Source organism: Stenotrophomonas sp. 05L414_2 (genome assembly GCF_056397905.1).
The window spans coordinates 15,646-32,678 of sequence record NZ_JBFTOJ010000021.1 but is presented as its reverse complement, the minus strand read 5'-3'; the positions used below and the strand labels follow the sequence as shown (position 1 = coordinate 32,678).

Sequence of the window (17,033 nt, the reverse complement as noted above, 5' to 3'; positions counted from 1 at the left end):
CAATTGGGATGAGGCGCACTGAGTCGCATTCAGGCCGAAAACGCCGTGAATTCGTTCATTTGCATGATATTTCTGACTCAAACATGAATGTTTCCCTGATGGGTGTTTATTAAATTGGGCCCCTTCACGAACCGTTAGTGTTCGGAGTGCTTCTATAACTCCCGACAGGCGCAATGCCTGTCGTGGATCTCTCCCATCCCCTGGAGCAGATCTCGGAACGGGGGCTCCTCCCCAAGCGCCCGTTCCCCGGCCCCGTTGACCTCCCCCTGGTCAGCGGGGCTTTTTATTTGTGCGCTGCTGCGCCACGCTGGGCCACCGCCCAGCAGGGAAACCCGCGATGCCCGATCTGTTCGACTTGGCGATGCCGTGGTGGGAATTCATCCTGCGCGCGGTGGTGGTCTACGCAGTCGTGCTGGGCATGGTCCGGCTCAGCGGCAAGCGCGCGCTGGGACAGGTCACCCCGTTCGACGTGCTGCTGATCGTGCTGCTGGGCAATGCGGTGCAGAACGCATTGCTGGGCACCGATACCTCGCTGGCCGGCGGCCTGCTGCTGGCCGCCACGCTGATCCTGCTGAACTATGGCGTAGGCTGGATCACCGCCCGCAGCCGCCGCATGGAACGGCTGATCGAGGGCGAACCGGTGGTGATCGCGCGCAACGGCAAGCTCTTCGACAGTGTGCTGCGGCGCGAGCTGGTCAGCCGCGCCGATTTCGATGTCGCCATGCGCCAGCAGAGCTGCATCGGCGTGGAAGAAGTGGAACTGGCACTGCTGGAAACCAACGGCCACATCACYATCATTCCCAAGCGCAAGGACGATTGAGCGGGTGCGGTCGATATCGAGCTGGCCCGACCGCCTGTCGCCTCGGCCCGGTCCCGGTAGTGGTCGAGCTTGCTCGACCGCTGTGGGCGCCACGCATCACACCCAGTCGCGCGGCACCAGGTAATCGGCCAGGCGCGCCTCGGCGCTGCCTTCGTCGGGGCTGAAGCCGTACTCCCAACGCACCCGCGGCGGCAGGCTCATCAGGATGCTCTCGCTGCGCCCGCCACTCTGCAGGCCGAACAGCGTGCCACGGTCGTAGACCAGGTTGAACTCGACGTAGCGGCCGCGGCGGTACAGCTGGAACTCGCGCTCGCGTTCGCCGTAGGGCGTGTCCTTGCGCTGCTGCACGATCGGCAGGTAGGCATCGAGGAAGCCATCGCCGACCGCGCGCAGGTAGGCGAAATCGCGTTCGAAATCGCCGTGCAGATCATCGAAGAACAGACCACCCACACCGCGCGTCTCATTGCGGTGGCGCAGGAAGAAATACTCATCGCACCAGCGCTTGTGCGCGGCGTAGCGTTCGTCGCCGAACGGTGCACACAGATCGCGCGCCACCCGATGCCAGTGCTGCATGTCCTCGTCGAACGGGTAGAACGGGGTCAGGTCGAAGCCACCGCCGAACCAGCTGGCCACCACCTCGCCGTCGCGCTGGGCCTGGAAGAAGCGCACGTTGGCGTGGGTGGTCGGCACGTAGGGGTTGAGTGGGTGGAACACCAGCGACACACCGGTGGCGCGCCACGAGGCACCGGCCAGTTCCGGCCGGTTGGCCGAGGCCGACGGCGGCAGGCGGCTGCCCGCCACATCGGAAAAGCCGATACCGGCCTGCTCGAACACCGCGCCATCGCGCAGCACGCGGGTGCGGCCACCGCCACCTTCGGCGCGCTGCCACACATCTTCCTGGAAGCGTGCCCGGCCATCTGCGGATTCGATCGCTGCACAGATGCGGTCCTGCAGGTCGGTGAGGTAGGCGCGCACGCGCTCGAATTCGTTCATGGCGCGTACTTTACCGCAGCGCCGTGCCTGCGCTGGCACGCGCCCCGCAGGTCGGCGACGAACCGTCACGCTGGTAGCGGGCGAAGCGGGCCCAACGGTCGTTGCCTACAAGATCGCCATTGGCCAGCTGCCAGAACACGTGGTCCTCGCCTTCCTCGTTCCGCACCCGGATGGCGCCCTCGCGCATGACCGCAGGCTGCCTGCCGGACGCATCGACCTGGACCTGGGCGTCGTCGCCGAACACCAGGGAGTGGCCCTGCGCCGCATAGCGGCCGCAGGGCAGCGTGGCCACGTCCACGATGACCAGGTCTGCGCTGCTCAGTGCGGCCAAGGGGGCGACGCTGCTGCAGGCCTGCGGGTCCCGACCGATGCTGCACGCCAGCTGCAGGGCATCGCGGGCCGGCAGCAGGCGCGCCGATGCCCACAGCGCCACGGCCGCGGCATGGCAGGAACTGGCACTGGGATGCTCGCGGCACAGCATGCTGACCTCGTCCAGCTGCGCTGCCGGTAGCGGCACGTCGCGCGGGATGCTTCGCGCCACCGAGAACGCCCAGGCCGCATCACGCACCCGGCCCACCGCTTCGGCCTGTCTGCATGCTTCTGCGTCGACGTCCGTGCTGCCACGCTGGCATGCCGCAGGTTCAGCAGGCTCCTCGCGATTGCTGGCCAGGGCGATGTCGAGCACCAGGGCATTGCGGGCGTCGCTGCGATAATCCTCGATCAAGCGATTGCAGCCGGCCGGCACGCCTTCACGGCACCACTGCCGCCAGCGCTCGGGTCCGGCCACTGCCATGTCATCCATGCAGCTGGCGATATCGGCGCGGCAGCTGCCCGCTGCGAACACCGGCGACGCCTGGCAGACCGCCGTGCTTTCCAGCGTGTAGTAACGCTCTTCGCCGGCCAGCGCGTGGCCCTCGTCGATGATCTGCAGGGCCTCGATGCCGCCGGTGGCCAGGTTGGCCAGCATCAGCACGTCCTGCAGCTGCTCCAGGTTGTAGGGCTCCGGGGCTGCGCCGGGGATGAGGCGGGAGCCCTGAACTGGGCTTTCCACCGTCAGCCGGGCGCCGCTGTCGGCGTCCTTGAAGGTACCGCACAGCAGTGGTTGCGCGGATGCTGCCGGGCCGAGCGACAACAGCAGCGCGGCGATCCACCCGCGTGACAGGTGGCCGCGGTGGGCAGTGGAGGGGGGCATGCAGGAACTCCTTGCAGAAACGGTACGTGGAACGATGGTCATCATCGGTGGGCAGATGGTGCGGTATCACGGGTGGGCGCAGCCTTGCAGCGCACAGCACCCGGCTGCCGCTGGTAACGCTGGTAGCCGGTCCAGGCATCCATGCCCAGCAGGTCGCCATTGGCCAGCAGGCGCAGCACATGATCGCTGCCGTGGTCATTGCGCAGATGGATGGCACCGTCCAGCAGTCGCACCTGCGAGCGCTGGCTACCGATCGTCGCGTGGCCATCGTCGCCGAACGCAACCGCATCGATCGTGCCGCCGTCGGCCCGGTACAGGCCACAGGGCGGCTCGGTCGCATCGACCAGGCGCAGCGCGGCACCGAGTGCCTGCAGGGGCTCGACCCGTTCGCATGCGCTGTCGCGACCGCTGTCGCAGACCACCTGCAACGCCTGCACGGCCGCCCGCGGATCGCGCGCATTCAACTGCTGCTCGGCCACTTCGGTGCAGAAGCGGCCAGCGCGCTGCTGCAGGCACAGCTGCTGCAACTGGTCGCGCTGCGCCGCCGGCAGTTCCACCCACGCTGGATCGATGCCACGGGCGAACGCTTGGCCGCTGGCCTGTGCCACCGCGGCGGCCAACGCGTCACGACGGGCATCACGGCAGGTCAGCACCTCCTCGCGCTCCGCATCGGTGGTGCAGGGCGCCGGTGCGGCGGTAGCCAGCGCTACGCCCTTGGCAGACGCGGCGGCGAGGAGCGCATCGTCCACGTAGCGCAGCAACAGGCCGCTGCAGGCCGCGCCCACGCCCTGTTGGCAGGCGGTCAGCAGCTGCGGCGGCGTCGCCGCGTGCAGGCGAGCCATGCAGCGGTTCGCATCGGCCAGGCAGCTGCCGGCGGCGTTCACGGCCACCGGCTGGCAGACCGCCGGTGCACGCAGCTGGTAGTCCTGCAGCGTGTCGTTGATGCGTCTGCCATCAGCACTGGCAGTGAGCGCTGTTGTCACGCCGTCATCCAGGTTGACCAGCACCAGGCCGTTGCCATCGCGTTCGATCTGCAGCGATTCGAGATCAAAGCCCGTCGTCAGGCGACGGCCCCGGTTGTGTGAGTCGATCACCAGCGCGGCATCATTCTGCGCATTGACGTACCGGCCACATCGCAGCGGCGCGGGCGCGGGCGTGGAAGCGGAGGCTGCGGCCGGCGCCGGCGGGGTGGCCAGCAGCAGCGCAGTGACGACCAGAAACATTCGGAGCAGGGCAGGCATGCGACATCCTTGTCGAAGGCGGAACGCGGGAGGGGAGTCAGCGGAAGCGGCAGCGGATGTCCGGTCGCAGCAGGCGCCAACCCAGCCAGCCCTGCAGCCCCGCAAACAGCACCGAGGTGCCGACCAGTGTCAAGGTGAACAGCACACGCTGCACCTGCAGCTCATGCTGCGCCGTGGGGTCGCTGGCAAGCAGCGCGATCAACACCAGCAGCAGGCGATCCATCCACCAGGCGATCACGAAGTTGGCCAGCGCGCTCAGGCCCAGCATCCACATATAGGCCCACAGACCCCAGCGTCGCTCGCGCCACAGGCCCCAGCTGGCCAGGGTCGAGAACAGGCAGAGCAGGGCAACCAGCAGCGAGGTGGCCGCCGGGTGTTTCAGCATCCACCACAGGCTGCCGTCGAGCTGCTGTTCCCATGCCAGTGTCACCAGCGTGGTCCAGAACCCGGTACGGGCCAGTACCGCGGCCATCAGCGCCTGCGCGAGGAAATAGAGGGTGACCAGCAGGCTCAGCCAGAACGAGCCCTGCGCCACTGCGCCGACCCAGTTGCTGGGTGGCGGTGGGGCAGGTGCTGGAATCGAGGGAATCGAAGCTGACATCCGTTGTCCGGGTGAGCGATGCCCGCCGGGTCAGCGGGCCGTCGCCAGGGCAGCGACCGCCGGCAGGATATGGTGTTCACTCAAGGGTGCCAAGGGCTGGCCATGCGGCGGCTGCAGCGGCACCCAGGCCAGTTCGGCGATCTCCGCACGCGCGCACGGCTCACCTTCGATCCACACCCGCCAGGCCTGCGCCTGCACGCGATGGCCTGGCTCGTTCACTGCCCAGTCCTCGAAACTCCCGAGTGCGATGGCCGAAGCGGTGTGCAGCCGTACGCCCAGTTCCTCGTCCAGTTCGCGTGCCAGTGCCTGCAGGGGTGCTTCGCCCGGGTCGGGCTTGCCGCCTGGCTGGATGAAGCGGTTGGCACCGTGCTTGCGCACCACCAGTGCCCGGCCACGGTCATCGAGGATGACCGCGGCCACGATGTGGATCGTGGCCGCGGCAACACTCACTTCAGGTTCTGCTCGAACAGCTTGAGGATGCGCTTGTACTGGTCCAGCCAGGAATCGGCACGCACGTAGCCATGGCGCTCCAGCGGGTACGGCGCGATCGACCAGTTGTCCTTGTGCAGCTCGATCAGGCGCTGGGTCAGGTTCACCGAATCCTGGAAGAACACGTTGTCGTCCATCATGCCGTGGGCGATCAGCAGGTTGTCCTGCAGGTTCTGTGCGTACTCGATCGGCGAGGACACGCGGTACGCCTCCGGATCGATGTCCGGGGTGTTGAGGATGTTGCTGGTGTAGCCGTGGTTGTACTGGTGCCAGTCGACCACCGGACGCAGCGCGGCGCCGGCCTTGAACGTGCCCGGCGAGCGGAACAGGGCCATGAAGGTCATGAAGCCGCCGTAGGAGCCGCCGTAGATGCCGGCGTGGTCACGGTCACCCTGCTGGGTGTCGACCAGCCAGTCCAGGCCGTCCTTGTAGTCTTCCAGCTCCGGGTGGCCCATGTTGCGGTAGATCGCCGTGCGCCAGTCGCGGCCATAGCCTTCGCTGCCGCGGTAGTCCATGTCCAGCACGATGTAGCCCTTCTGCACCAGCAGGTTGTGGAACATCTGCTCGCGGAAGTAGGCCGGGTAGCGCTGGTGCACGTTCTGCAGGTAGCCGGCACCGTGCACGAACATCACGACCGGGTACTTCTTGCCGGGTTCCTTGTTTTCCGGCTCGTAGTACTTGGCCCAGACCACGCCGGCGCCATGCTTGGACGGCACCGCCACCAGCTTCGGCTGGATCCACTGGCGCGCCTTGTACTCGGCGGTACGGGTATCGGTCAGCACGCGCGCCTGGCCAGCGCCGGTACTCGGCACCACCGCCAGCTGCGCCGGCAGGTAGGCGCCGGAATAGCGCACCAGCAGCTGCTGGCCGTCCGGCGACAGCGAGAAATCTTCCACGCCATTGAGGCTGGTCAGCTCGCGCACCTGGCGGGCAGCGGTATCGACCGCGCAGACTTCGTAGTCATGCGGGGCCTGCTGGTTGCACAGGAAGTAGAAGCCCTTGCCGTCGGCCGACAGCACCGGCGCCGAGGTTTCCCACTTGCCGCTGGTCAGCGCCTGCGGCTTGCCGCCACCGGCCTGGGTGTACAGGTGCGAGAAGCCGGATTCCTCGGACAGCAGCCACAGCGTGCGGCCATCGGCCATCCAGCCGAAATCGTTGAAGCCCCAGTTGATCCAGGCGTTGTCGGTCAGCCGGTGGCGGTTCTGCACGCGGCCGTCGGCGGCAGCAACGCTGACGATCCAGCGGTCCTTGTTGTCGTTGGCGCGCAGCATCACCGCGGCCTGCTGGCCGTCAGCGCTCCAGCGGATGCCACCGCCCATGAAGTCGCTCATCACCTGCACGGTGCGGTCGCCCTTCAGTGCGTCCTTGCCGGCCTTGCGGCGCAGCTCGGCCAGCGGATCGGTGCCGATGCCCGGCAGGCTGGACAGCGACAGCTTCTCGGCCTTGCCGCTGCGTACATCCACGAACCACAGGGTGTGCGGCTCGAAGCCGTTGCGGCCGACGCGCTGGCGGGTGTCCTCGGTTTCCTCATAGCCCGACTCGGTCACGTACAGCGGCATCTTGCCGCCGCGGCCGTCATCGAAGTCCTTCGGCTTGGTGGTCACGATCAGGTGGCCCAGGTCCGGCGACAGCACGCTGTCGACGATCTCCACGTCGGCACCCAGGAACACCGGACCCGGTGCGCGGGTCGGGTCGGCCTGGCGCCAGCGCTGGTCCTGGTCCTTCAGCGCCTCGCGCTGTTCGCGGTCGCGGCGCAGGGTTTCCAGCGTGCGCAGCTGCTGGTCGCGCAGCACGTCGGCCTTCGGCGGCGTGCTGGGATCCTTTTCGGCTTTCAGGCTGGCCACCTGCTGCACGCCGCTGGCGGCGGTCCAGTGGAACCAGTTCTGGCCGACGCGCCAGATCACGCCATTGTCGGCGGCGAAGTTCACGCCGCTGGCGCGCTCGTTGCTGCGGGTCAGCTGGGTCAGTGCGCCGCTGCGCAGGTCGCGCACGAACACGTCGCCGTTGCGCACGAACGCGCTGCGCGTGCGGCTGCGGTCGTACACCGGATCGGCCACGTCCAGGCTGCCGCGCTGGTCATCGGCCACCTGCGCGGCCACGCCACCGGCGATCGGCTGGCGGAAGGTGTCGCGCACCGGGCTGCCGTTGCGCTTCAGCTGGTACTCCACCTGCTGGCTGTTCCACGACCACCAGGCCTTCTCCACCGGCGGACCGATCCAGTCCGGGTCGGCCATGGCCTGTTCGATGGTGATCGGTGTCGGCGCAGCCTGCGCGGCCGGAGCGGCCAGCACGGCAGACAGCAGGAGGGACAGGGGCAGCACTCGGGACATGGGCGGACAGCACCAGAAGAGGAAACCGGGCAAGCGTAGCAGCCGTCCCGGCCCCGGGCAGGGGCCACAGGTCATGGCAGCGGAATCGGCAAAGCGGTGCAACCGCTTGCCTTGGTCGCGCATCCAATCTCCTGAACCCGCATCATCTACCGGACAGGAGCACGACATGCAGGAACTCATCCCGATCACCCTCTTCATCTGCATCGCCTATGCGATCCATGCCATCGCCGATGCGCGTGCGCGCAGCAAGCTGGTGGCACCGCACGTGCCGGAGGAAGTCATCCGCTCGCTGGCGGTGCTGGAGGAGGAACGCCGCCGCCAGGGCGCCCTGCGCTGGGGCATCAGCCTGGTCTGCCTGGCGCTGGCCATGGCGCTGCTGGAGGCCATCRGTGCCCGCGACCTGACGTTCGGCGCAGCTGCCGCGCTGGTCGGCAGCGCAGGGCTGGGCCAGCTGCTGGCTTGGCACTTCACCCGCCCCGCCACGCGCAAGGGCTGAGCCGGCGCATGCTGCGGGCACAGGGGGAGTCCCACGCATGAGCCTGCTGGGGGAAGCGCTGGCTGCACTGCGGGGGCGGCGGCGCAATGTCCCCGTGGAGGAGCCCTCTGCGTGGTCGGACGACCGCGCCCTGGTGGGTGCGATCATCGACGGCTCGCAAGCGGCCTTCGCGCAGTTGGTGGAAACACATCAGCGCACCTGCGCGCATGTGATCGGGCGCATGGTCGGCGACCGCGACCAGGTGGCCGACCTGCTGCAGGAAACCTTCCTGGCCGTGTTCCGCCAGCTGCACCGGTTCCGTTTTGAATCTTCGTTGCGGACCTGGATTTCGCGCGTGGCCTACACCACCGCACTGCAGCACCTGCGGCGGCGGCGGCTGGAAGCGCAGTGGATGGTGGCGGTGGAGGTACCTGAAGAGCTGGGTATCGGCGATGAAGGGCCGGGCCCGGCCGAACTCAGCGAGGCGCTGCAGGCCGGCCGCCAACTGGGCGCGGCGCTGGAGCGGTTGAGTGCGCCGCAGCGCCTGATCGTCGGCCTGCACTACCTGGAGGATTTCGATCTGGCCGAGATCGAGCAGGTGACCGGGCTGGCCCGGGGTACCATCAAGAGCCACCTGCACCGTGCGCGCCAGGTCCTGAAACAGGAGCTGGTGAAGCACGCCACCGCCGGAGAACTGTTGTGAGCCGACCAACCGATTCCCGCGAACCCGACGAGCGTGCGCTCTCGCAGGCCTTGCATGAACAGGTAAGGCAGGACGAGGTGCCGGATGTGAGCGAAGCGCTGCAGAAGCGGATTGCGTCCGAGTCGCGCGACAGCAGCGTGGGCTATGCGGTGGTGCAGATCGTGTTGCTGGGCGCGTTGCTGGCGATGGGCGTCTGGTATTTCTGGCGGTGAACGCCCCGCCGGGCWTGGCCCGGCGCTACCGCGTGAATCAGCACCCCGCCGGGCATGGCCCGGCGCTACCGCGTGAATCAGCACCTCGCCGGGCATGGCCCGGAGCCACCAATGATGAAATGACGTGTAGCGCCGGGCCATGCCCGGCGGCGTCCACGCACCCTGCGACAAAGTGAAGCAGCGCGTCACCCGGTCGCATCCCGGCTTAACGATATCCCCCTAAAGTGGTCTGGTATCCCACCGGCACCTGGCAGGAGGCGTCCCTTGGACGCGTTGTTGTTGTCGCGGATCCAGTTCGGATTCGTCATCAGTTTCCACGTACTGTTCCCGGCCTTCACCATCGGTACGGCCAGCTGGCTGGCCTTCATCGAATGGCGCTGGCTGCGCACGAAATTGCCCGTCTGGCGCGAGCTGTATTTCTTCTGGCAGAAGATCTTCGCAGTGTCCTTCGGCATGGGCGTGGTCAGCGGCATCGTCATGGCCTTCCAGTTCGGCACCAACTGGCCGCGGCTGAGCGAAGTGGCCGGTACGGTCATCGGACCGCTGCTGACCTACGAAGTGCTGACCGCGTTCTTCCTCGAAGCCAGCTTCCTCGGCGTGATGATGTTCGGCTGGGGCCGGGTGTCGCCGCGCCTGCATTTCCTGTCCACCTGCATGGTGGCGCTGGGCACGCTGTTCTCTACCTTCTGGATCCTCTCGTCCAACAGCTGGCTGCATACGCCGGCCGGCTACGAGATGGTCAACGGCATCGTGCATCCCGTCGACTGGTGGCAGGTGGTGTTCAATCCGTCCTTCCCGTACCGGCTGGCGCACATGGCGCTGGGTTCGTTCATCACCACCTGTTTCGTGATCGGTGGTGTGGGCGCGTGGTATCTGCGCAGGGGAACGCACGTGGAAGCGGGGCGGCGGATGTTGATCGCGGCGGTGGCGTTCGCGGCGCTGACCGTGCCGGTGCAGATCTTCGTCGGCGACATGCATGGCCTGAACACGCTCAAGCACCAGCCGATGAAGATCGCGGCGATGGAAGCGCACTGGCATGAGACCAAGGAGGGCGAGGGCGTGCCGCTGGTGGTGTTCGCGCTGCCCAACGAGAAGGAGGAGCGCAACGATTTCGAGGTGGCCATTCCCAAGCTCGGCAGCGTGATCCTCACCCACACCCTGGACGGTACGTTCGATCCGCTGACGTCGGTGCCGGCCAGCGAACGGCCGCCGGTGACGCCGGTGTTCTTCGCCTTCCGCATCATGGTCGGGCTGGGCACGCTGATGCTGGTGCTGGCCTGGGTCTCGGCCTTCCAGCTGTGGCGGAAGAAGCTGCTGGCCTCGCCGTGGCTGCTGCGTGGCTGGAACTGGATGCTGCCCAGCGGCTTCATCGCGCTGCTGTCGGGCTGGTTCGTCACCGAGATGGGGCGGCAGCCGTGGGTGGTCTATGGCGTGCTGCGTACCGCCGATGCCGTTGGCCCGCAGAGTGCATGGATGACCGCGCTGTCGCTGGGTGTCTATGTGATCGGCTATGCCTTCGTGTTCGGCTGGGGCATCTGGTACCTGGTGAAGATCCTGCGCCACGGCCCGCAGCCGTACGACGAAGGCCCGTCGCTGGACCATGGCAGCCACACCCCGGCGCGGCCGCTGTCGGCCGCCGACGAACCGCTGGAGGAGCGCTGACATGGACCTGATGACCTGGCTGCCGGTGGCATGGTTCGCGGTGATCGGCTTTGGCGTGCTGATGTACGTGGTGCTGGACGGCTTCGTGCTCGGCATCGGCATCCTCGCCCCGTTCGCCGAGGACGAGGAACAGCTGGACCTGATGATGAACACCGCCGCGCCGATCTGGGACGGCAACGAGACCTGGCTGGTGCTCGGCGGCGCTGGCCTGATGGCCGCCTTCCCGAAGGCCTATGCCGTACTGCTGTCGGCGCTGTACCTGCCGGTGCTGCTGCTGGTGGTGGCGCTGGTGTTCCGTGGCGTGGCCTTCGAGTTCCGTTTCAAGGCGCACCGTTCACGGCGGCTGTGGAGCGTGGCGTTCGGCCTCGGTTCGCTGCTGGCCACCTTTGCCCAGGGCGTGATCCTCGGCACGCTGGTGCAGGGCCTGCCGCTGGTCGATGGCGTGTACCAGGGCGGCGCGTTCGGCTGGTTCAGCCCGTTTGCGATGCTGACCGGTGCCGCGCTGGTAGCCGGCTACGCACTGCTGGGCAGCACCTGGCTGATCCTGAAGACCGAAGGCCGCGTGCAGGCGCTGGCCCGACAGATGACCCGCCCGCTGGTGGTGGCGGTGATCGCGGCAATGGGCCTGGTCAGCAGCTGGCTGCCGTTCCTGCAGTCGCGGCTGATGGACCGCTGGTTCAGCGACGGCAACTTCTGGTGGCTGTCGCCGGTGCCGCTGCTGACCTTGGCGGTGGCCATCGCGCTGTGGCGCAGCGCCACCCATCCGCGTCGCGACCTGCCGCCGTTCCTGCTCAGCCTGGCCTTGTTCGTGCTCGGCTTCGCTGGCCTGGTGCTGGGCATGTGGCCGTACCTGCTGCCGCCGTCGATGACGCTGTGGCAGGCCGCCGCGCCGGCCTCGTCGCTGGGCTTCACCCTGGTGGGGCTGGTGGTGCTGCTGCCGGTGATCCTGGGCTATACGGCATGGTCCTACCGGGTGTTCCGCGGCAAGGTACGCGCCGACGCCGGCTATCACTGAACCGGTTCGCTGGATCGGTCCATGCGGGGGGCGGTCGCTGACCGCTCCCCGTTGTGCTTTGTGAAACATGTCATCCCTGTGTCGGACGTGCTAGCGTGCGCTCCTTTCCGGCAGCCAGGGGGGCAGCCGGCGACGTCCTGGACGGATGCATGGCTGCAGGAATGGGGGGCAGCCGCGTGTCGCCGTAATGGCTCGAGACTCTCGTTCGCCCATCGAAACATCACCGGTAATGATCGAATTTTCCGTTGTCGACTGGGCCGCCTGGGCGCCTGGCCTGACCGAGCGTAGCCAATGGATGGGCTGGGCCGGAGCACCGTTCCTGCCGCAGGGCGAGGACACGCCGGCGCTGGCCGAGATTCCGGCCATGCAGCGCCGCCGGATCGAGCGCCTGGGCCGCATGGCGATCCAGGCCGCGTGCTGGTGCGAGGACGGGCAGGGCGCTGACAGCCAGGTACCGCTGGTGTTCGCCAGCCGCCATGGCGATGTCGCCCGATCGATGGACCTGCTGGGCTCGCTGGTGGCCGATCAGCCGCTGTCGCCCACCGGCTTCGGCCTGTCGGTGCACAACGCGATCGCCGCGCTGTACTCGATCGCCCGCGGTCACCGGGGCAACTACCTGGCGTTGTCCGCTGGCCAGTCGACGGTGGAAGCGGCGTGCCTGGAGGCCGTCGGCCTGCTTGGTGATGGTGCCAGTGAAGTGCGGATCGTGGTCTATGAGTCGCCGTTGCCCGACGTTTACGCCGAATTCGCCGACGAACCCGACCCGTTCTTCGCCTGGTGCTGGCGCCTGGCACCCGCCGGTAATGCCGGCGGCAGCGATCTTTCGCTGTCCTGGCAGGTCGCCGGCGACGCCGGGCCGACCGCGCCGGGCGTGCTGCCGCATGCGCTGGACCTGCACCGCTTCCTGCTGGCCGGGGATCCGCAGCTGCAGCACGTGACCCAAGGCCAACGCTGGTCCTGGCGCCGCCGTGGCTGAGGCGCTGCGCCGCCTTGATCATGCCTGGCGGGTGTTCGGCACCGGCCTCAGCTTCGCCGCGTTTGGCGTCGGCGGTCTGTTGCTGGGCGTGCTGGTGATGCCGGTGCTGCTGCTGATGCGCGACCCGGTGGCGCGTCGCCGCCGGGCCCGCCGGCTGGTCCAGCGCGCCTTCGCCAGCCATGTGTGGCTGATGTGCCGGCTGGGGGTGATGACCCTGCAGGTCGACGGGCGCGAACGCCTGCAGCGCGACGGCCTGCTGGTGCTGGCCAACCACCCGACCCTGATCGACGTGGTCTGCCTGATCGCCCTGCTGCCCAACGCCGACTGCGTTGTGAAGCGGGCGGTGGCCTGCAACCCGTTCATGCGCGGCCCGGTGCGTGCCGCCGGTTACATCTCCAATGACGACGGCGCTGGGCTGGTCGATGACTGCGCGGCGGCCGTGCACGCCGGCGGCACCCTGGTGATCTTCCCGGAAGGCACCCGCAGCGTGCCGGGGCAGCCGTTGCGGCTGCAGCGTGGCGCGGCCAACATCGCCGTGCGCGGGCGCCTGGACATCACCCCGGTGCGCATCACCTGCACCCCGCCGACGTTGACCAAGGGCCAGAAGTGGTATCGTGTACCCTCACGTCGTTTTCACGTTCAGCTGCAGATCGGCGAAGATATCCCGATCGCGCCGTTCCTGGCCGAAGATGACTCGCCAAGGGGGGATGCCCTGGCGGCCCGTCGCGTCACCGACCACCTCACTCGTTATTTCGACCTGTCTGGAGATCCGACCCGTGCAAGCACTTGAGCACGAGATCAAGGAATTGATCATTTCCTCGCTTTCACTGGAGGACATCACCCCGGAGGACATCGATCCGACCGCGCCTCTGTTCGTGGAAGGCCTCGGCCTGGACTCGATCGATGCACTGGAACTGGGCCTGGCGCTGCAGAAGAAGTACGGTGTCAGCCTCTCGGCCGACTCGGAAGAAACCCGTCGCCATTTCTCCAGCGTGCGCGCGCTCGGCGAGTTCGTCGCCGCCCGCCAGTCGTAAGGCGCCAGGAACTGCCATGACCAAGAATGAACTGTTCGAGCGCATCGTCCGCATCCTGACCGACAGCTTCGAGATCGAGCCGGCGCGGATCAGCCCGGAATCGCGCCTGTACGACGACCTGGACATCGACAGCATCGATGCCGTGGACCTGATCGTGCAGCTCAAGCCGCTGCTCGGCCGCAACCTGCAGCCTGAAGCGTTCAAGGCCGTGCGCACCGTGCAGGACATCGTTGATGTCGTGCATGGCCTGCTGCCCGGTCAGGCCGCTGCCTGACAGCAGCACGGACGCCGCGACCATGGCACGGGCACGCATGGTCGTGGTGGCAGCGATTTCGCTTGCCTATCCGGTGCTGGTCTACCTGGCGATGGGCCGCTTCGAGCCACGCTGGCTGTCGCTGCTGCTGTTCGCGCTGGCCCTGCTGCGCGCGCTGAGCACCCGCCAGCCCTTGTGGTGGGCCGCCRCCGCCGGCGCGGGCCTGCTGGCCGGGCTGGCCACCGTGCTCAACCAGGCCCTGCCGCTGAAGCTGTACCCGGCGCTGGTGAACGTGGTGATGTTGACGGTGTTCGCCACCAGCCTGCGCTTCGGTCCGCCGCTGGTGGAGCGCCTGGCGCGCCTGCAGGAGCCGGACCTGCCACCGTTCGCGGTGGTCTATACCCGCCGCGTCACCCAGGTGTGGTGCGGCTTTTTCGTTCTCAATGGTGGTCTCGCCCTGCTCACCGCGCTGTATGCGTCGGACCGGGTCTGGATGCTCTACAACGGATTGTTGGCGTACGTGATGATGGGATTGTTGTTCGGGGGCGAATGGCTGGTACGGCGTCGGGTCAAGGCAGCGCACGCGCATGGCTGACTGGATTGCCCTGGACCGGCTGCTGATCGCGGCGCAGCCCGGTCGTGACATCGGTATCTGCGATGGCACTGCCCTCGACCATGTCGCCTTCCGCCTGCGCGTACTGGCCTGGCATGACGCTTTCAGCGCTGCCGAAGGTCGTGACTGGGCGCTCTACTTCGATGACACCGTGGCCTTCGCTGCGGCGTTGTTCGGTGCCTGGCATGCCGGCAAGCGGGTGTTCCTGGCCGCCGACAACCTGCCCGCGACATTGCAGGCGCTGCAGCTGCAGGTGAGTGGCTTCGCAGGTGACCTGTCGGCGGATTACCAGCCGTTGCAGGCCACCAACAGCGCCGCCGCCGACGTGGTGCTGCTGCCGTTGGACGAGCGCGCCTGCGAACTGTGCGTGTTCACCTCCGGCAGCACCGGCCAACCCAGCGCGATCAGCAAGCGGCTGGACCAGCTGGCGCGCGAAGTCGATGCGCTGCAGGCCGCCTTCGGCGCCCAGCTCGACGGGGCCCAGGTGCATGGCACCGTGTCCCACCAGCATATCTACGGCCTGCTGTTCCGCGTGCTGTGGCCGCTGGCTGCCGGCCGTGCGATCCAGCCCCGGCGCTTCTTCCACGAAGACCTGGTGGGCGCGCTGGCCGGTACCGACACGGTGCTGGTGGCGACTCCGGCCCATCTCAAGCGCCTGCCCGAGCAGCTCGACTGGGCCAGCCTGCACGGCCGCCTGCGTGCGGTGTTCTCCTCCGGCGGCCCGCTGCCCGAGGACGCCGCGCGCCAGGTCCGCCAGTGGTTGGGCGTGGCGCCCACCGAGGTTTACGGCAGCAGTGAAACCGGTGGCATCGCCTGGCGCCGCTGGGACACCGATGCACCGCCGTGGCAGCCGTTGCCGGGCGTGCAGTGGCGGATCGAGGAGGACTGCCTGGCGGTGGCCTCGCCGCACCTGGAGACGTTGGACTGGTGGCGCACCCAGGATCGCGTGGAAGCATTGGCCGATGGCCGTTTCCGCCTGCTGGGCCGTGCCGACCGCATCGTCAAGATCGAAGAACGCCGCGTTTCGCTGGATGCACTGGAGCGCGCACTGCGCGAGGATCCAGAAGTCGAGGACGTGCGCGTGCTGGTGCTGCAGGGCCAGCGCGAGCAGCTTGCGGCCGTGGTGGTGCCGGCCGATCCGGCGTTGGCACGTGCCGGTGACGGCGCACGGCGTGCGCTGGGACAGCGGCTCGGTGCGCGGTTGGCGCAGGGCCACGATGCGGTCACCCGGCCGCGGCGCTGGCGCCTGGTCGCATCGCTGCCGATCAATGCCCAGGGCAAGGTCACCCAGGCCGCACTGGTGGCGTTGTTCCAGCCGATGATGCCGGTGCCGGTCTGGGACTGTCGCGACGAGGCGGCGGCCACCCTGCGGATGACGCTGGACCCCGCGCTGCGCGCGTTCCAGGGCCACTTCCCGCAGGCGGCGATCCTGCCCGGCGTCGCCCAGCTGGACTGGGCAGTTCGCTTCGGCCGCCAGGCCTTCGTGTTGCCGGTTGGTTTCCAGCGCATGGATGCAGTGAAGTTCCAGCGCGTGGCCCGCCCCGGCGACGAGCTGACCCTGCACCTGGACTGGGACACCGGGCGCGGCGTGCTGACGTTCCGCTACACCTCGGTGCATGGCGTGCACGCCAGCGGCAGGGTGGTGTTCGCCGATGCGCATTGAGCCGGCCACCGCTGGCGGCGCGTTCGCGCCGCTGGTGGTCATTCCCGTGTACGACCACGAACGCGCCATCGGCGCGGTCGTCGATGGCGTGCAGGCTGCGGGCCTGCCCTGCCTGCTGGTCGACGATGGCTCGCAGCCGTCCTGCGCGCTGGTGCTGCGGGAACTGGCACAGCGAGCGGGTGTCGACCTGCTGCGGCTGGACGTGAACCAGGGCAAGGGCGGTGCGATGCTGGCTGGTTTCGCCGAAGCGCAGCGTCGCGGGTATACCCATGTGCTGCAGATCGATGCCGACGGCCAGCACGACACCGGCGACCTGCCGCGCTTCATCGACGCCGCCCGCGCGCGGCCGGACGCCGTGATCTGCGGTATTCCCGCCTACGATGCCAGTGTGCCGAAGGCGCGCCTGTATGGTCGCTACGCCACCCACATCTGGGTGTGGATCAACACGCTGTCGCTGCACCTGCGCGACACCATGTGTGGATTCCGGGTGTATCCGCTGCCGCCGGTGCTGCGCCTGGTCGGCGAGGAAACCATCGGCCGGCGCATGGATTTCGACACCGAAGTGATGGTGCGCCTGTACTGGCGACAGGTACCGGTCGACCACCTGGCTACGCGGGTGACCTATCCCGCCGACGGCGTTTCGCATTTCGATGTGTGGCGCGACAACGTGCGCATCAGCCGCATGCATACCCGGCTGTTCTTCGGCATGCTCTGGCGCGCGCCGCGCCTGCTGTGGCGCCGCCTGCAGGGGCAGGGCTGAG

At 68.0% G+C, this 17,033-nt stretch carries 19 protein-coding genes; 13 read left to right on the top strand and 6 right to left on the bottom strand.

The genetic code is table 11. The annotated features are described in order from the left end of the window. Positions 1-337 precede the first annotated feature (337 nt). Complete coding sequence (locus AC1DJN_RS04980) at positions 338-820, top strand: DUF421 domain-containing protein (RefSeq protein WP_025878041.1); 483 nt, start codon at positions 338-340, stop codon at positions 818-820. A 96-nt stretch (positions 821-916) separates the two neighbouring features. Here AC1DJN_RS04980 and hemF read toward each other — a convergent pair whose 3' ends face one another. The 6 genes from hemF to AC1DJN_RS04950 are packed head-to-tail and all read right to left on the bottom strand — an operon-like array spanning position 917 to position 7,666. Then, positions 917-1,813, bottom strand: a complete 897-nt coding sequence (gene hemF / locus AC1DJN_RS04975; protein ID WP_032976793.1) for an oxygen-dependent coproporphyrinogen oxidase — start codon at positions 1,811-1,813, stop codon at positions 917-919. A 10-nt stretch (positions 1,814-1,823) separates the two neighbouring features. Beyond that, positions 1,824-3,005, bottom strand: a complete 1,182-nt coding sequence (locus tag AC1DJN_RS04970; RefSeq protein ID WP_051585059.1) for a hypothetical protein — start codon at positions 3,003-3,005, stop codon at positions 1,824-1,826. 41 nt (positions 3,006-3,046) lie between these two features. Then, positions 3,047-4,246 carry a hypothetical protein gene (locus tag AC1DJN_RS04965; RefSeq protein ID WP_312962613.1) on the bottom strand — a complete coding sequence of 400 codons (1,200 nt, stop codon included), beginning with the start codon at positions 4,244-4,246 and terminating at the stop codon, positions 3,047-3,049. A gap of 37 nt (positions 4,247-4,283) precedes the next feature. After that, positions 4,284-4,847: a hypothetical protein gene (locus AC1DJN_RS04960; protein ID WP_282279577.1), complete on the bottom strand. Its 564-nt coding sequence runs from the start codon at positions 4,845-4,847 to the stop codon at positions 4,284-4,286. 30 nt (positions 4,848-4,877) lie between these two features. Beyond that, positions 4,878-5,297 (bottom strand): NUDIX hydrolase, encoded by a 420-nt coding sequence (locus AC1DJN_RS04955; protein WP_282279576.1) that lies wholly within the window; start codon positions 5,295-5,297, stop codon positions 4,878-4,880. Continuing rightward, positions 5,294-7,666 carry a S9 family peptidase gene (locus AC1DJN_RS04950; protein ID WP_282279575.1) on the bottom strand — a complete coding sequence of 791 codons (2,373 nt, stop codon included), beginning with the start codon at positions 7,664-7,666 and terminating at the stop codon, positions 5,294-5,296. The genes AC1DJN_RS04955 and AC1DJN_RS04950 overlap by 4 nt, the downstream gene beginning before the upstream one ends. A gap of 166 nt (positions 7,667-7,832) precedes the next feature. On the opposite strand from AC1DJN_RS04950, the gene AC1DJN_RS04945 reads away from it, so the two are divergent. From AC1DJN_RS04945 to AC1DJN_RS04890, 12 genes are all read left to right on the top strand, one after another. Beyond that, on the top strand, positions 7,833-8,162 hold the full coding sequence (locus AC1DJN_RS04945; protein ID WP_478038939.1) for a hypothetical protein: 330 nt from the start codon (positions 7,833-7,835) through the stop codon (positions 8,160-8,162). A gap of 37 nt (positions 8,163-8,199) precedes the next feature. Beyond that, a complete protein-coding gene (locus tag AC1DJN_RS04940) occupies positions 8,200-8,844 on the top strand; it encodes an RNA polymerase sigma factor (protein ID WP_025878028.1) in 645 nt (214 codons plus the stop codon). Then, a complete protein-coding gene (locus AC1DJN_RS04935; RefSeq protein WP_032976798.1) occupies positions 8,841-9,056 on the top strand; it encodes a membrane protein in 216 nt (71 codons plus the stop codon). The genes AC1DJN_RS04940 and AC1DJN_RS04935 overlap by 4 nt, the downstream gene beginning before the upstream one ends. Positions 9,057-9,320: 264 nt before the next feature. Next, positions 9,321-10,718 (top strand): cytochrome ubiquinol oxidase subunit I, encoded by a 1,398-nt coding sequence (locus AC1DJN_RS04930; protein ID WP_080149570.1) that lies wholly within the window; start codon positions 9,321-9,323, stop codon positions 10,716-10,718. 1 nt (position 10,719) lies between these two features. Then, complete coding sequence (cydB, locus tag AC1DJN_RS04925) at positions 10,720-11,733, top strand: cytochrome d ubiquinol oxidase subunit II (RefSeq protein ID WP_025878022.1); 1,014 nt, start codon at positions 10,720-10,722, stop codon at positions 11,731-11,733. A gap of 229 nt (positions 11,734-11,962) precedes the next feature. Continuing rightward, positions 11,963-12,709, top strand: coding sequence for a beta-ketoacyl synthase chain length factor (locus tag AC1DJN_RS04920; RefSeq protein WP_442251998.1), 747 nt, complete (start codon positions 11,963-11,965; stop codon positions 12,707-12,709). Then, positions 12,702-13,499 carry a lysophospholipid acyltransferase family protein gene (locus AC1DJN_RS04915; protein ID WP_025878020.1) on the top strand — a complete coding sequence of 266 codons (798 nt, stop codon included), beginning with the start codon at positions 12,702-12,704 and terminating at the stop codon, positions 13,497-13,499. The genes AC1DJN_RS04920 and AC1DJN_RS04915 overlap by 8 nt, the downstream gene beginning before the upstream one ends. Continuing rightward, a complete protein-coding gene (locus tag AC1DJN_RS04910) occupies positions 13,486-13,743 on the top strand; it encodes a phosphopantetheine-binding protein (protein WP_005411610.1) in 258 nt (85 codons plus the stop codon). The genes AC1DJN_RS04915 and AC1DJN_RS04910 overlap by 14 nt, the downstream gene beginning before the upstream one ends. A 16-nt stretch (positions 13,744-13,759) precedes the next feature. After that, positions 13,760-14,017: an acyl carrier protein gene (locus tag AC1DJN_RS04905; protein WP_025878014.1), complete on the top strand. Its 258-nt coding sequence runs from the start codon at positions 13,760-13,762 to the stop codon at positions 14,015-14,017. 22 nt (positions 14,018-14,039) lie between these two features. Then, entirely contained in the window at positions 14,040-14,591 is a 552-nt protein-coding gene (locus tag AC1DJN_RS04900; RefSeq protein WP_478038938.1) for a COG4648 family protein, read from the top strand. Beyond that, a complete protein-coding gene (locus AC1DJN_RS04895) occupies positions 14,584-16,272 on the top strand; it encodes an ApeI family dehydratase (protein WP_313445079.1) in 1,689 nt (562 codons plus the stop codon). Before AC1DJN_RS04900 ends, AC1DJN_RS04895 begins: the two co-directional genes overlap by 8 nt. Next, complete coding sequence (locus AC1DJN_RS04890; RefSeq protein ID WP_313445077.1) at positions 16,262-17,032, top strand: glycosyltransferase family 2 protein; 771 nt, start codon at positions 16,262-16,264, stop codon at positions 17,030-17,032. The genes AC1DJN_RS04895 and AC1DJN_RS04890 overlap by 11 nt, the downstream gene beginning before the upstream one ends. The last annotated feature ends 1 nt before the right edge of the window (position 17,033 follow it).

Coding starts and splice junctions, on each gene's coding strand:
- hemF (WP_032976793.1), bottom strand. CDS start 1,813: ATGAACGAATTCGAGCGCGTGCGCGCCTACCTCACCGACCTGCAGGAC.
- AC1DJN_RS04970 (WP_051585059.1), bottom strand. CDS start 3,005: ATGCCCCCCTCCACTGCCCACCGCGGCCACCTGTCACGCGGGTGGATC.
- AC1DJN_RS04965 (WP_312962613.1), bottom strand. CDS start 4,246: ATGCCTGCCCTGCTCCGAATGTTTCTGGTCGTCACTGCGCTGCTGCTG.
- AC1DJN_RS04960 (WP_282279577.1), bottom strand. CDS start 4,847: ATGTCAGCTTCGATTCCCTCGATTCCAGCACCTGCCCCACCGCCACCC.
- AC1DJN_RS04950 (WP_282279575.1), bottom strand. CDS start 7,666: ATGTCCCGAGTGCTGCCCCTGTCCCTCCTGCTGTCTGCCGTGCTGGCC.
- AC1DJN_RS04940 (WP_025878028.1), top strand. CDS start 8,200: ATGAGCCTGCTGGGGGAAGCGCTGGCTGCACTGCGGGGGCGGCGGCGC.
- cydB (WP_025878022.1), top strand. CDS start 10,720: ATGGACCTGATGACCTGGCTGCCGGTGGCATGGTTCGCGGTGATCGGC.
- AC1DJN_RS04920 (WP_442251998.1), top strand. CDS start 11,963: ATGATCGAATTTTCCGTTGTCGACTGGGCCGCCTGGGCGCCTGGCCTG.
- AC1DJN_RS04905 (WP_025878014.1), top strand. CDS start 13,760: ATGACCAAGAATGAACTGTTCGAGCGCATCGTCCGCATCCTGACCGAC.
- AC1DJN_RS04895 (WP_313445079.1), top strand. CDS start 14,584: ATGGCTGACTGGATTGCCCTGGACCGGCTGCTGATCGCGGCGCAGCCC.
- AC1DJN_RS04890 (WP_313445077.1), top strand. CDS start 16,262: ATGCGCATTGAGCCGGCCACCGCTGGCGGCGCGTTCGCGCCGCTGGTG.